This window comes from Arthrobacter sp. Br18 (genome assembly GCF_000520555.1).
Lineage (GTDB): Bacteria > Actinomycetota > Actinomycetes > Actinomycetales > Micrococcaceae > Arthrobacter_D.
Genome location: NZ_KI914870.1, coordinates 13,022 through 26,516 on the forward strand (window position 1 = coordinate 13,022; position 13,495 = coordinate 26,516).

Here is a 13,495-nt window from a genome sequence, read left to right on the forward strand (position 1 = left end):
TCGAGCCACTCGCTCCGACCAGGAACGCGAAGAGGAACGCCGTCGGAGGGAACTGCATCGCGAGCGGGAAGAGGAGCAGGACCACCACCACCACGGCCATGACGCCGTAGATGCTCCCCATGACGGAGCGGTCGGCAATGCGCCCGCCCAGAATGTTCCCCGCCACCATGCCGACGCCATACAGCGCGACCACGATGGGGAGAACACTGGAGGGCAAGCCGGTCACCTCGGTGATGGTGGGGGAGATGTAGGAGTACACGGCGAAGAAACCTCCGAAACCGACGGTGCCGATCAGGAGCGTCAGCCACATCTGCGGGCGGCGCAGGGCGCCGAGTTCACGCCGGATGCTTGCGTCGGGATGCGGCTCCTGGAACGGTACGTAGCGCAGGATCAGCACGATCGTCACCATTCCGACGACCCCGACCAGCAGGAAGAGGCTGCGCCAGCCCACCTGCTGCCCGAGCCAGGTGGCAAAAGGGACGCCCACGACATTGGCGATACTGAGCCCGAGCATGACCATGGAGATCGCGCGGGCGCGGTGGGTGGGGTTGGCGAGCGACGCCGCAATCACGGCGGCGACGCCGAAGTACGCGCCGTGGGGCAGGCCTGACAGGAAACGTGACGCCATCATCCAGCCGTACCCTGCCGCGAAGTAGGAGGAGAAGTTCGCCACCACGAAGGCGACCATCAGCCAGACGGCCATGGATCGCTGCGGGCGCTTCGCCCCCAGTGTCGCGAGGACGGGAGCGCCGACCACGACGCCCAGTGCATAGGCGGAAATGACGTGGCCACCCTGGGTGTAACTCACCCCCAGCTCGTCCACCATTTCCTGGAGCAGACCCATGATGGCGAATTCGGTGGTGCCGATCGCGAAGCCACCCATAGCCAGCGCGGTGATGGCGAACACGAGTTGGCGCGGTGTGAGGGAGGGACGTGTTGGATAAGGCATGAATCTCTTTCGACGCGGGAGGAGCGGATACGCCGAACGTCCCTCTCGTGGCGAGGGGCGGAGCCGTGCAGGGAGGAATACTCGAACTGCAGGCTGCTTCCAGGGGCGCGACGCCCTTGTCAGGGTCCAGTCTAGTCGGGTGCCGCCGGGATCATCATCGTCAGGCACGGGCGCCCCCGGAGGACCGCAGAAACTGCTGGCCTTCCCGGCTCCCCTGTGATGGGCTGGGGGATGAGTTGGACACCGCATGAATCCGAACTGCCATCCTCTGACCATCTGCGCGACGACATCAACGTTCCCGGACCCGAACCTGAATCGGCGGCGGAGTTATCGGAGGACGCGTACACCTCCACGGAGCTGAACGCGGGCCAGCAGGTTCCGGGGCTGAGCCCCTCGGGCGAGTACCGCCGCGACCTGAATCCTGACCACCAGGCGGGGCGCGACGCCGACGGCCTGGATCCGGAGGAAAGCTGAGGATCCGGCGCCAGGCGGCAGATGGTGGGTAGACTCGACAGGTGATTTCGCCGAACAATCTCCTCCAGGTCCGTCAGATAGTGGGAGCAGCCGTGCTCGATTCCCTCCTTCGGCCCACCTCCCTGCTGGCCGCGCGGCGCACCGCGCCCGAGCAATTCGCGGGGATGTGGGAGTTTCCCGGCGGCAAGGTCGAAGCCGGCGAGACCTGCACCGGCGCCCTTCACCGTGAGCTCTCCGAGGAATTGGGGATCAGTGTGGAACTCGGAACCGAGATCTACGGCCCGGGCGACGCCGGATGGCCCCTGCATGCGACGGCGTCCATGCGGGTCTGGGCTGCTGAGGTGTCAGCAGGAGTCCCGGCGCCGCTGCAGGACCACGATGCCCTCAAGTGGGTGTCACTGACCGACACGTCGGAGCTGCTGCAACTGCCATGGATCCCCGCTGACCGGCCGATCGTCGACGCACTCCTGAAGTGGGCCGCACAAGCCCCTCAGTGTCACTCCGGAAGCTAGAACAGGGTGGGTTCCGCCGTCGCTCCCGCCGCCAGTGAGCCGAAAAGCCGGCCCAGGGCAGCGTCGCGAGGGAGATAGAAGCTGTGCACTAATATCTCACAGGCGCGCGATCGTCTCGATGTCCTCGCGGAAGTCCTGGGCCACCTCGGCAGAGACGGTGGTCCGGGTCTCCGCGATAGCTGCCAGGTAGTCGGCGGTCGACGGCCCTGCCGCGACCGGCGGTGTCCTGGCGTCCGCGCCGCTGTACGCCGGGCTGTACACCGCTTTCTCCAGCGCCTGTTGGGAGGCTTTCCGGGCTGCGTACTCCACATCGGCGGGCGAGAAACCGTCGGTCGCACCGACAAGGGCGTCGACGTCGACGTCGGCCGCCACCTCCGATGGAATGTAGCGGGTCCAGATGGCGTGGCGTGCTTCCTCGTCCGGCAGTCCGATGGGGATGACGTAGTCGAAGCGTCCGTGGCGAAGGAAGGCGGTGTCGAGGGCGCGGATGAAATTGGTCGCGCACACGAGCAGGCGGCCGGGCTGTTCGCGGAACGCGGGAATGATCTTCAGGAGCTCATTCGTGACTCCCTGCAGCGGTGACGGCGGTTCTCCCTGGCGCTGCGCTGCAATTTCCTCCACTTCGTCGATGAAGACCACCGCGTGTTCGAGTTCGGAGATGTTGAGGAAGGTCTCCCGAAGGGCGCCGGCGAGTCCCCGGGGGTCGGAGGCGAGACGGGAGGGGAACACCTCGACGAAGGGCCACTCGAGGCGAGAGGCGATGGCCTTGGCGAAGGTGGTCTTGCCGGTGCCGGGAGGCCCGAAGAGCACCACTGCACGCGGCGGAACCACACCGTACTGGTCGGCCAGGTCGGGATTCGCCAACGGCAGCACGAGGCGCCGCTCGAGGAGTTCCTTCTCGCGCTGCATCCCCCCGACGGCGCTCCAGAGGTTCCGGGCCATCAGGCGACCGCCCAGTTCGCCCAGCAGCCCCATTTCCTGCCGCTGGACAGGAATCTCCCGTTCGAAGTACCGCAGGTGCTTCCGGTCGACGAACCCGGAGTTCAGGAGGGCAGCGACGCGATGCTCGGTTTCCGGTACCAGCGTCGACAGTTTGGTGAGTCCCAGGGGCGCCATCCGGTTCTCGATCGAGGCGAGCATCCCGCTGCCGATACCCCGATTGCGCCAGTTCTCCTCGATGGCGAAGAAGACGATCCAGCCCTGGTCATGCGCGGCCCGGGCCACCGCCGCTCCCAGGACGGTCTCGCCATGCACCGCCACCACGGCGTGGTCCTTCTGGCAGGAGGCGAGAACCTCGGCGAGCGCGTAGACAGGCTCGACGCCGGAGGTATGCGACTGCTCCCACAGATGGAGGATGGCGTCCATATCGGAAGCGTGAAAATCCCGGATCCGCCAGCCTGTCATGGAGTGTCCTTACATTGGAGGTTTCGGTAGCCGAGTGACTGCTTGACAGCATTGCACAAGGTCTGAATGTGTCCCGCCTTCGTTACCGGCGGATGGTCTGTGTCCGTGGCCTAGGCTTGGCGCATGATCCTGCTCACCGGCTTCGAGCCCTTCGGCGGCGAAACCGTCAACCCGTCCTGGGCCGCAGCGCAGCTTGCTGCGGCCGCCCTCCGGTCGGCAGGCCACGACGCGGCCGCCGTCGAGCTTCCGTGCGTCTTCGAAAGGAGTGCGGAGGTACTGCGGAGCGCCGTGGGGCAGGTGAAGCCCACCGTGGTGCTGTGCGTGGGCCAGGCCGGGGGACGGTCGAAGGTCTCCATCGAGCGTGTGGCCATCAACGTGGACGACGCGCGGATCCCCGACAACGCCGGCACTGCCCCCATCGACCAGCCGGTGCGAACCGACGGCCCCGCTGCGTATTTCAGCACGCTGCCGATCAAGGCGGGAATGGCGGCGGTGGCCGCAGCGGGAATTCCGGTGGAAATCTCGCAGACGGCCGGCACCTACGTCTGCAACCACGTGTTCTACGCGCTGATGGACATCCTGGCCGGGCTCGACGGCGTTCGCGGCGGATTCATCCACGTGCCCTACTCGACCGGGCAGGGCTCGCAGCATGGTCTGCCAGGGCTGGACGTCGGGGACATGGCGGAGGCGCTCACGCTCGTGGCCACCGCGGCACTGACCGCTGACGGCACCCTCCGCCACGGCGACCTCCGCCTGGCGGCCGGCGCCGAACATTAGCGCCGCGGCGGGCACTGTTCGCGTCGCTAATATGACGGGCGCGGACTAGTTCCGCTTCCGCCGCCGGGCGCGCACGAAAGCGACCGCGGGCAATTCCCGAACCTGGTGCTCGCGGTAGCCGCCCGCGTTCAGGCCGGCTGAGCGTTCGAAGACATTGCGCGACGCCGGATCCCCGGTGCGCAGCAGTGACCAGGCCGCGGCACCGAAGTAGAGCGGAAGGAACGGCAGGCCGAGGCAGGCAGCGTACTGGCGGGCGTGCCGTGCTTCGTGGCCCAGCAGCGCCTCCGACGCCTGGGGACGCGGTCCGCGGAGGAACACCACGCCGCCCACGGTGAAGGCACGGGCCCGCGGCAGGGCTCCCGTGTACCCCTCGGCCAGCAGCAGCCCGTGTGGTCCCCGCGAGACGGGGCACCCCTTGGCGCGGGCAAGGAGCAGTCCGCAGGGGGTGGACAGGTTGATCCAGTTCAAGGCCCGGACCAGCGACCACGGGAAGTCCATGCGGCTATCCTAGCGGCGCGTCAATTAGACTTGCCCTGCCGGAGCGCCTCGAGCGTGCCGGCTTCCCATGAGCGGCATGCGCAGGTGAACTGTGCTGCCGGACACGCGACCGAAAGTGCCAGGTAGGCCATCCGAATGTCGAAGTCCCCAGAGCAGGCCGGCGCCGAGAGCGCCGCCGTCGAAATCCCCGATCCGCTGGATGCCGCGGCGGTGGGCGCCGCCGTCGAGCGCGCGCTGGCCGATATTGCCGCGGCCTCGGACCTTGAGGCGCTGAAGGGTGCCCGCATCGCCCACACCGGCGAGAAGTCGCCCCTGAGTCTGGCCAACCGCGGCATCGGTGCCCTCGCCAAGGAGCAGAAGGCCGCGGCCGGCAAGAACATCGGGCCGGCCCGCGGGCGTATCAGCCAGGCCCTCGCCGCACGCGGCGTGGAGCTCGAGGCGGAGCGCGACGCCCGCATCCTCATCGAGGAGGCGGTGGATGTCACCGCGGCCCCCCGACGCCGCCGCGTGGGTGCGCGCCACCCGTTGTCGACCCTGCAGGAGCGCGTGTCCGATGTGTTCGTCGGCATGGGCTGGGAAATCGCCGAGGGCCCGGAGCTGGAATCGGAGTGGTTCAACTTCGACGCCCTGAACTTCGCGCCCGACCACCCGGCGCGTGAGATGCAGGACACCTTCTTCGTGGAGCCGCCCACCGCGCACCTCGTGCTGCGGACCCACACCTCGCCCGTGCAGGTCCGATCGATGCTGGAGCGCGAGCTTCCCATCTACGTCCTCTGCCCGGGCAAGGTCTTCCGCACCGACGAACTCGATGCCACGCACACCCCGGTGTTCCACCAGTTCGAGGGCCTCGCCATCGACAAGGGCCTCACCATGGCGGACCTCGTGGGAACGCTCGACCACTTCACGCAGCAGCTGTTCGGCGCGGAGGCCAAGGTGCGCCTGCGCCCCAACTTCTTCCCCTTCACCGAGCCCAGCGCCGAGCTCGACGTCTGGCACCCCGGCGCGAAGGGCGGTCCGCAGTGGATCGAGTGGGGCGGCTGCGGAATGGTCAACCCCAACGTGCTGCGAGCGGCGGGCATCGACCCGGAGGTCTACTCCGGATTTGCGTTCGGCATGGGCATCGAGCGGGCCCTCATGTTCCGCAACGAGGTCAGCGACATGCGGGACATCATTGAGGGCGACGTACGTTTCAGCGAACACTTCGGGATGGAGATCTAGATGAGAATCCCCCTTTCATGGCTGCGCGAATACGCCGCAGTGCCGGCCGATGCGACGGCCGAGGATGTCATGGCGGACCTGGTCCGGGTGGGCCTCGAGGAAGAGGCTGTCCACCGGCCCACCGACGAGCTGCAGGGCCCCATCGTGGTGGGCCAGGTCCTCAGCATCGTCAGGGAACCGCAGACCAACGGCAAGACCATCAACTGGTGCACTGTCCGGGTTGTGCCGGAGCGCGCGTCCCAGGAGCTCGACGGCGACGGCATCGATCCGAGCGGCGTGCAGGGCATTGTGTGCGGCGCCCACAACTTCGAGGTGGGCGACAAGGTGGTGGTCACGCTGCCGGGCGCCGTCCTGCCCGGGGACTTCCGCATCAGCCCGCGGAACACCTACGGTCACGTCTCGGCGGGGATGATCGCGTCGGTGAAGGAACTCGGGATCGGGGACGACCACGACGGCATCCTCGTGCTTTCCACCCTGGGCCTGGACCCGGAGCTCGGCACCGACGCCCTGGGCCTGCTCGGTCTCCACGACGAAGCCGCCGAGATCAACGTCACCCCTGACCGGGGCTACTGCTTCTCGATCCGCGGGGTGGCCCGCGAGTACGCGCACGCCACCGGGACGGCGTTCACCGACCCGGCGAGCGCCGTCGTCGTGCCGAGAGCCACCGGACGCGGTTATGCGGTGCGGCTCGAGGATTCGGCGCCCATCTACGGCCGGCCCGGCTGCGACCGTTTCGTGGCCCGCACCGTTCGTGGTGTCGATCCCACCCGTCCCACTCCGCCCTGGCTGTCCGCGCGCCTGCGCCTGGCCGGCATCCGGTCCATCTCGCTGGTGGTGGATGTGTCGAACTACGTGATGCTCGAGCTCGGCCAGCCGCTGCACTTCTACGATCTCGACCGGCTCTCCGGCGACATCGTGGTGCGTCGGGCTCTTCCGGGGGAGAAGCTCACCACGCTCGATGACAAGGCACGCGCGCTCGACACCGGCGACCTCCTCATCACTGACGATTCGGGGCCTATCGGCATCGCCGGCGTCATGGGGGGGGCAACGACCGAGGTTTCAGAAAGTACGGTCAACGTCCTGATCGAATCGGCACACTTCGAGGAGGTGGGCATCGGGCGCTCGCGCCGCCGCCACAGACTGCCCTCGGAGGCCTCCAAGCGCTTCGAGCGCGGAGTCGACTGGAACGTCGCGGACATCGCGGCACAGCGCGCCGTCGACCTCATCACGACCCTGGCCGGCGGTACAGCGGATTCCACGGGAACAGATGAGGGCAGCGCTCCCGAGCCGCGGGTCATCGACCTCGCCGGGGATTTCCCGGCCCGCCTGATCGGGCGGGACTTCACGCGGGACCAGATCACCGGGACTCTCTCGGACCTTGGGGCCTCGGTCACCGCGCACGACGGCGGGTACTCGGTGACGCCTCCGAGCTGGCGCCCCGACCTCGAGAGCCGTGAGGACCTGACCGAGGAGATCATCCGGCTCGAGGGCTACGACACCGTTCCGTCCACGCTTCCCGTAGCGCCGCCCGGACGGGGACTGACGCGGGTGCAGCAGCAGCGGCGTCGCCTGATGAACGCGCTGGCATCCTCCGGGCTGACCGAAGTGCTGTCCTACCCGTTCGTCAGCGAACGGAGCAACGCCGTCTTCGGCAGCGCGGACGAGGGTACGAAGGTACGTGCGGTGAAGCTCGCCAATCCGTTGAGCGCCGAACTCGGCTGCCTCCGTACCTCGGTGCTGCCGGGGCTCATCGAGGTGGCGAAGCGGAACCATTCCCGGGGTTTCCGTGACCTGGCACTCTTCGAGGCGGGCCTGGTCTTCCAGCCTGCCGAGTCCATGGGCACTGAATCCATTCCGCCGCTGGGTGAGAAGCCGGCGGAGGAGATCCTCGACGCACTGTATGAGGGCATCCCGTACCAGCCGCTCACCATTGCCGCTGTCTTCACCGGCAATGATGCGCCGGCCTCGGCCGGTTCCGCTCCCCGGGCATGGGACTGGGCCGATGCCCTCGACACGGTGCGGCTGATGGCGGACGTCATGGGGGTCGACGTCGTCGTCGGTCAGGGAACCCACCAGGCGTTCCACCCCGGTCGCACCGCGCAGGTGAGCCTGCGCGGCGGCGAGGTGCTGGGTTATGCGGGGGAGCTGCATCCCAAGCTGGTCGCCGCGCTGGACCTGCCCGCCCGGACGGTGGCCCTCGAAATCAACGCCGATCTTCTGTTCGAGGCGGCTGCGGACGTCATCGTCGCCCGGCCGTTGTCCTCGTTCCCGCCCACCACGCAGGATGTGGCGCTCGTGGTGGACGGCGCAGTGGTGTCCTCGGATGTCCTGGAGGCCCTCCGGGAGGGCGCGGGGGAGCTGCTGGAGGACGTGAACCTTTTCGACGTGTATACGGGCCAGGGGATTCCCGATGGCAGCAAATCGCTCGCGTTCGCGCTGCGCTTCCGTGCCGCAGACCGCACGCTCACCGCCGATGAGGCGAGCGCCGCGCGCGATGCCGCCGTCGTCCTGGCCTCGACGCGGTTCGGAGCCGTTCAGCGTTGATGTCGCCCGGCGCCACCGGGGATCACTTCCGGCGGCGGCCGGCGTATCGGAAGTGCCGTTATTCACCGCCGGAGTTGCTGATACGCGGCGTGTCCCAACGCGACACGCCGCGTCGATGCCCAGGGGCGGCATTTCCGATGCGCCCTGGCGCGGCCGCGCCACTCCACCCGGTCAGGGAATGAGCAAAAGCTTTCCCGTAGTCCGCCGTGCCTGGAGATCCTCGTGCGCCTTCGCGGCCTCGGCCAGGGGATAGCGTGCACCGATGCGGACCTCGAGCTGCCCGGCGGCGATGGCGCCGAACAGTTCCTCGGACCGCCAGCGCCGTTCCTCGGGAGTCCGCAGGTGATGTACCAGAGAGGGCCTCGTGAGAAAGAGGGAGCCCCCGCTGTTGAGCCGCTGGGGGTCGACTGGGGGGACCGCACCGGAAGCCGCTCCGTACAGCACCATGGTGCCGCGGACGCGCAGGCTCTTCAGCGAATCGTCGAAGGTCGACTTCCCGACGCCGTCGTACACCACGTCGACGCCGGTACCGCCGGTCAGGCTGAGGACCGCGGCGGCGAAGCCTTCATAGGAGAGCACCTCGTCGGCACCCACCGCGCGGGCCACCTCCTCCTTCTCCGGAGTGGACACCGTGGTGAGAACCCGGGCGCCCTTGGCCTTCAGAAGCTGGATCAGGAGGAGTCCCACGCCGCCGGCGCCGGCGTGTGCCAGCACGGTCATTCCGAATTCCACCGGAAACGTCGAGTTGATGAGGTAGTGCGCCGTCATGCCCTGGAGGGGAACGGCGGCTGCGGTCTCGAGGTCGATCCCCTCGGGCACCGGCAGCGCGCGGTCGGCGTCGACGAGTGCATACTCGGCGTAGGTGCCGGTTCCCTCGGCGAATGCCACGCGGTCCCCTGCGGCGAAGCCTGTTGCGTTTTGCCCCACGTCCTCCACGACGCCGGCGGCCTCCGCACCCGGCGTGAACGGGTGCGTCATCGGGTAGGCGCCGCTCCGCTGGTACGTCTCGATGAAGTTGACGCCCGCTGCGGCAACCCGCACGAGGAGCTGGTTCCTTCCCGGAACGGGCTTCGCGGCGTCCTGCGCCTGCATCACCTCGGGACCGCCGGGCTGTTCGACGACAATGGCAAGGGACATGACAGGATCTCCATTCGTGGTCTGCTGGTGGGCTTGTGCCCATGCTATTCGCTCGCCACAACTCCTCCGGAGAGCGCACACCAGTGAATATTTATGTAGAGCATCGTATATATGTCAGGTAGGCTCGTTCCATGACCTTTTCTGCAGCGGTGTCGGGCGCGAGCGGCTATGCGGGCGGCGAACTCCTCCGCCTCCTCGCAGCGCACCCCGACGTCAGTATCGGCGCGATCACCGCGCACAGCAACGCAGGTGCACGGCTCGGCACGCTTCAGCCCCACCTCCACGCGCTCGCCGACCGGGTCCTCGAAGACACCACGGTGGAGGTACTGTCCGGGCACGACGTCGTCTTCCTCGCCCTCCCGCACGGCGCGAGTGCAGAAATTGCGGCGCACCTCGCGGAGGAGACCCTGGTCATCGATGCCGGCGCGGATCACCGGTTGGAGGACCCGCAGGCCTGGGAGAAGTTCTACGGCTCAGCCCATGCAGGCACCTGGCCCTACGGGCTCCCCGAACTCGCCGGAAATCGGGCGGCGCTGCGCGGCGCGCGGCGCATCGCGGTGCCCGGCTGCTACCCCACGAGCGTCCTCCTGGCCCTCGCCCCCGGTTTCGACGCGGGACTGCTCGAGCCGGACGACGTCGTCGTCGTGTCCGCCTCCGGAACCTCCGGTGCCGGCAAGTCCGCGAAGGGGCACCTGCAGGGCTCCGAGGTGATGGGCGGCATGAGTCCCTACGGCGTGGGCGGCGGCCACCGGCACACCCCCGAGATCGAGCAGGGACTCAGCAATGCGGCAGGCGAAAGCGTCACCGTCTCCTTCACGCCGACCCTCGCCCCCATGGCCCGCGGCATTCTCACCACTGCGACGGCGCGTGTGAAGCCCGGCACGACGGCGGAGCAACTGCGCCACGCGTGGGAGGACGCCTACGGGGACGAACCTTTTGTGAGGCTGCTCCCCGAGGGCCAGTGGCCAGCGACCAAGGCAGTGTTGGGCTCCAACTATGCGAACCTGCAGCTCGCCTCTGATGGGCATGCCGGGCGGGTGATCGTCTCCTGCGCCATCGACAATCTCACCAAGGGAACCGCCGGCGGCGCCATCCAGTCCATGAACATCGCCCTCGGCCTCGACGAGACCGCGGGCCTGACCATCCAGGGAACCGCACCATGAGCATCACCTACCCCGGCGGGTTTCGGGCATCAGGGGTGACCGCAGGACTGAAGGCTTCCGGCAATCCTGACGTCGCGCTGGTGGTCAACGAGGGGCCGCTGCACTCTGCCGCTGCCGTCTTCACCTCCAACCGGGTAGCTGCCGCCCCCGTGCACTGGTCGCGGCAGGTGGTGTCGGACGGCCGCGTGGATGCCGTGGTCCTCAATGCGGGCGGCGCCAATGCGTGCACCGGGCATGAGGGTTTCCAGAACACGCACCGCACCGCCGAGGCCGTGGCGGACCTGATGGGCATCTCGGCCACCGACGTCTTCGTCTGTTCGACGGGACTGATCGGCGAGCAGTTACCCATGGAGAAGCTGCTACCGGGAGTGGCCGCTGCGGCCAGTGCGCTGAGCTCGGCCGGCGGCACGTTCGCGGCCGAAGCTATCCGAACCACGGACACTGTCTCCAAGGAGGCACGCTACCCGGCGTCAGCCGACTCGGCGAGCGAGGGCTACTCGATCGGAGGGATGGCCAAGGGTGCCGGAATGCTGGCGCCCGGGCTGGCCACCATGCTCGTGGTCCTCACCACCGACGCCGTCCTGCACCCCGATCAGCTGGACACCGCGCTCCGCGCGGCCACCCGGGTCAGCTTCGACCGCACTGATGCCGACGGCTGCATGTCGACCAACGACACCGTGGTGCTCCTCGCCTCCGGTGCCAGCGGCGTGACACCGGATCAGACACACTTCACGAAAGCCCTGACTGCCGTCTGCCTGGACCTGGCGGCCCAGCTCATCAACGACGCAGAGGGTGCGAGCCACACCATCGCCATCACGACCGTTCGCGCAGCGAGCGAGCACGACGCCGAGACTGTGGGCCGCGCCGTTGCCCGCTCGAATCTCTTCAAGACGGCGATTTTCGGCAACGACCCCAACTGGGGACGAGTGCTGTCCGCCGTCGGGACCACGGACGCCGCCTTCGAGCCCGATGAGCTGAACGTGACGATGAACGGCATCCGGATCTGCCGGAACGGCGGCATCGGGGATTCGCGCGACCTCGTGGACCTGAGCGGCCGGGACGTCACCGTCGAGATCGACCTGGGCGCCGGATCCGCCTCCGCGACCATCTGGACCAACGACCTCACGCACGAGTACGTGCATGAGAATTCGGCCTACTCGAGCTGATGGGAATTCAAACCGTGACACCGATCACCCTCTCGGCAAACACGCTCCTGGCACAGGACAAAGCCGCCACCCTGATCGAGGCGCTTCCCTGGATCCAGCGGTTCGCCGGCACCACCATGGTCATCAAGTACGGCGGAAACGCCATGGTCAACGAGGAGATGCGCCGCGCCTTCGCCGAGGACATCGTGTTCCTGCACCACGTGGGCATCCGCCCCGTGGTGGTCCATGGGGGAGGCCCGCAGATCAACTCCATGCTCGAACGTCTTGGCATCGCCTCGGAGTTCAAGGGCGGGCTGCGTGTCACCACGCCCGAGACCATGGACGTGGTCCGCATGGTCCTGACCGGCTCGGTGGGGCGCGAACTCGTGGGCCTCATCAACTCGCACGGCCCCTACGCCGTCGGACTCTCGGGGGAGGACGGCGGCCTCCTGCAGGCCGTCCGCACCGGCACCGTGGTGGACGGGCAGGACGTGGACCTCGGCCTCGTGGGTGAGGTCACCCGTGTCAACCCGGGTGCCATCCTCGACATCCTGCAGGCCGGGCGCATCCCCGTCATCTCGACGGTCGCCCCGGAGATCGACGACGACGGAGATGCCACGCAGCAGGTGCTCAACGTCAACGCGGACAGCGCCGCGGCAGCGCTCGCGGAAGCCCTCGGCGCCTCGAAACTGGTGATCCTGACCGACGTCGAGGGCCTGTACGCCGACTGGCCGGACCGGGGATCGCTGCTCACCTCGGTCACTGCCACGCAGCTCAGGACCCTGCTGCCCTCGCTCGAATCGGGAATGATCCCCAAGATGAAGGCGTGCCTGCGGGCGGTGGAGAACGGTGTGGAGCGCGCGCATATCGTCGACGGGCGCCTCGCCCACTCCATGCTGCTCGAGACGTTCACCACGGCGGGCATCGGGACCCAGGTGGTGCCCGACGGCGGCGCGGCGGCGGCCGACGGACCGCCGGCGACGCAGCCGGGTCCGCCGCTGGTGGAACGGTCAGCGGCGCTGCCAGCGGAACAGGGCGGGCCGGGGGCCGGAGGGACCACCGGCGTCGAGTGTGGAAGCGCGGCAGGCCAGGTCCCGTCAGGTGCCGACTGGCTCTCGCGCTACACGAACTCGCTGATGGGCGTCTTCGGCACCCCCCAGCGCGTCCTCGTGCGCGGCAGCGGATGCTACGTCTGGGACGCCGACGGGAACCGGTACCTCGACCTCCTCGGCGGAATCGCGGTCAACGCCCTCGGTCACGCCCACCCCCTGCTTACCGCGGCCATTTCGAACCAGGCCGCGACCCTCGGCCACGTCTCGAACTTCTTCACGAGCCCTCCCCAGATCGCCCTGGCCGAGAAGCTCCTTGCCCTGGCCAAGGCGCCCGTCGGCTCCAAGGTCTTCTTCACCAACTCCGGCACCGAAGCGCTGGAGGCGGCCTTCAAGCTGGCCCGGCGCAACAGCTCTCCCACCCGCACGAGGATCCTCGCCCTCGACGGCGCCTTCCACGGGCGCACCATGGGGGCCCTCGCACTGACCTCGAAGCAGGCCTACCGGGAACCCTTCGAGCCGTTGCCCGGCGGCGTCGAGCACCTGCCGTTCGGGAACGTCGAGGCGCTGACTGCAGCCGTGGATGACACCGTGGCCGCCGTCGTTCTCGAGCCGATCCAGGGTG

11 protein-coding genes and 2 pseudogenes are annotated in these 13,495 nt (G+C 68.3%); 9 read left to right on the forward strand and 4 right to left on the reverse strand.

The annotated features are described in order from the left end of the window. On the reverse strand, positions 1 to 949 hold a 949-nt coding region (locus tag Y704_RS20785), incomplete at its 3' end, for an MFS transporter (protein ID WP_035772527.1). A gap of 231 nt (positions 950 to 1,180) precedes the next feature. Here Y704_RS20785 and Y704_RS0111580 point away from each other — a divergent pair. Together Y704_RS0111580 and Y704_RS0111585 are read left to right on the forward strand one after the other, a co-directional pair. Beyond that, entirely contained in the window at positions 1,181 to 1,423 is a 243-nt protein-coding gene (locus Y704_RS0111580; protein ID WP_155850354.1) for a hypothetical protein, read from the forward strand. A gap of 41 nt (positions 1,424 to 1,464) precedes the next feature. Beyond that, positions 1,465 to 1,935, forward strand: a complete 471-nt coding sequence (locus Y704_RS0111585) for a (deoxy)nucleoside triphosphate pyrophosphohydrolase (protein WP_253904309.1) — start codon at positions 1,465 to 1,467, stop codon at positions 1,933 to 1,935. A 96-nt stretch (positions 1,936 to 2,031) separates the two neighbouring features. On the opposite strand, the gene Y704_RS0111590 is transcribed toward Y704_RS0111585, so the two are convergent. After that, positions 2,032 to 3,339 (reverse strand): ATP-binding protein, encoded by a 1,308-nt coding sequence (locus Y704_RS0111590; RefSeq protein ID WP_026550243.1) that lies wholly within the window; start codon positions 3,337 to 3,339, stop codon positions 2,032 to 2,034. Between the two features lie 123 nt (positions 3,340 to 3,462). On the opposite strand from Y704_RS0111590, the gene pcp reads away from it, so the two are divergent. Further along, complete coding sequence (pcp, locus tag Y704_RS0111595; RefSeq protein ID WP_026550244.1) at positions 3,463 to 4,116, forward strand: pyroglutamyl-peptidase I; 654 nt, start codon at positions 3,463 to 3,465, stop codon at positions 4,114 to 4,116. Between the two features lie 45 nt (positions 4,117 to 4,161). Here the strand turns inward: pcp and Y704_RS0111600 are convergent, their stop codons facing one another. Then, on the reverse strand, positions 4,162 to 4,614 hold the full coding sequence (locus Y704_RS0111600) for an eCIS core domain-containing protein (protein ID WP_026550245.1): 453 nt from the start codon (positions 4,612 to 4,614) through the stop codon (positions 4,162 to 4,164). Positions 4,615 to 4,749: 135 nt separating this feature from the next. Here Y704_RS0111600 and pheS point away from each other — a divergent pair, with 135 nt between their 5' ends. Together pheS and pheT are read left to right on the forward strand one after the other, a co-directional pair. Then, the gene (gene pheS, locus Y704_RS0111605) at positions 4,750 to 5,832 is read left to right on the forward strand and encodes a phenylalanine--tRNA ligase subunit alpha (RefSeq protein WP_051476970.1); all 1,083 of its coding nucleotides are present in this window, start codon (positions 4,750 to 4,752) and stop codon (positions 5,830 to 5,832) included. After that, complete coding sequence (gene pheT, locus Y704_RS0111610) at positions 5,833 to 8,376, forward strand: phenylalanine--tRNA ligase subunit beta (protein WP_026550247.1); 2,544 nt, start codon at positions 5,833 to 5,835, stop codon at positions 8,374 to 8,376. 171 nt (positions 8,377 to 8,547) lie between these two features. On the opposite strand, the gene Y704_RS0111615 is transcribed toward pheT, so the two are convergent. Beyond that, entirely contained in the window at positions 8,548 to 9,513 is a 966-nt protein-coding gene (locus tag Y704_RS0111615; RefSeq protein ID WP_026550248.1) for a quinone oxidoreductase family protein, read from the reverse strand. A 131-nt stretch (positions 9,514 to 9,644) separates the two neighbouring features. On the opposite strand from Y704_RS0111615, the gene argC reads away from it, so the two are divergent. The 4 genes and pseudogenes from argC to Y704_RS23490 form a co-directional block, all read left to right on the forward strand. Further along, positions 9,645 to 10,676, forward strand: coding sequence for an N-acetyl-gamma-glutamyl-phosphate reductase (gene argC, locus Y704_RS0111620; RefSeq protein WP_026550249.1), 1,032 nt, complete (start codon positions 9,645 to 9,647; stop codon positions 10,674 to 10,676). Continuing rightward, a complete protein-coding gene (argJ, locus tag Y704_RS0111625; RefSeq protein WP_026550250.1) occupies positions 10,673 to 11,842 on the forward strand; it encodes a bifunctional glutamate N-acetyltransferase/amino-acid acetyltransferase ArgJ in 1,170 nt (389 codons plus the stop codon). The genes argC and argJ overlap by 4 nt, the downstream gene beginning before the upstream one ends. After that, a pseudogene (gene argB, locus Y704_RS20790) lies at positions 11,842 to 12,768 on the forward strand (acetylglutamate kinase); the annotation flags it as partial. The gene argJ and the pseudogene argB, both read left to right, overlap by 1 nt. Positions 12,769 to 12,918: 150 nt before the next feature. Next, positions 12,919 to 13,495 (forward strand): annotated as a pseudogene (locus Y704_RS23490) (aminotransferase class III-fold pyridoxal phosphate-dependent enzyme); the annotation flags it as partial.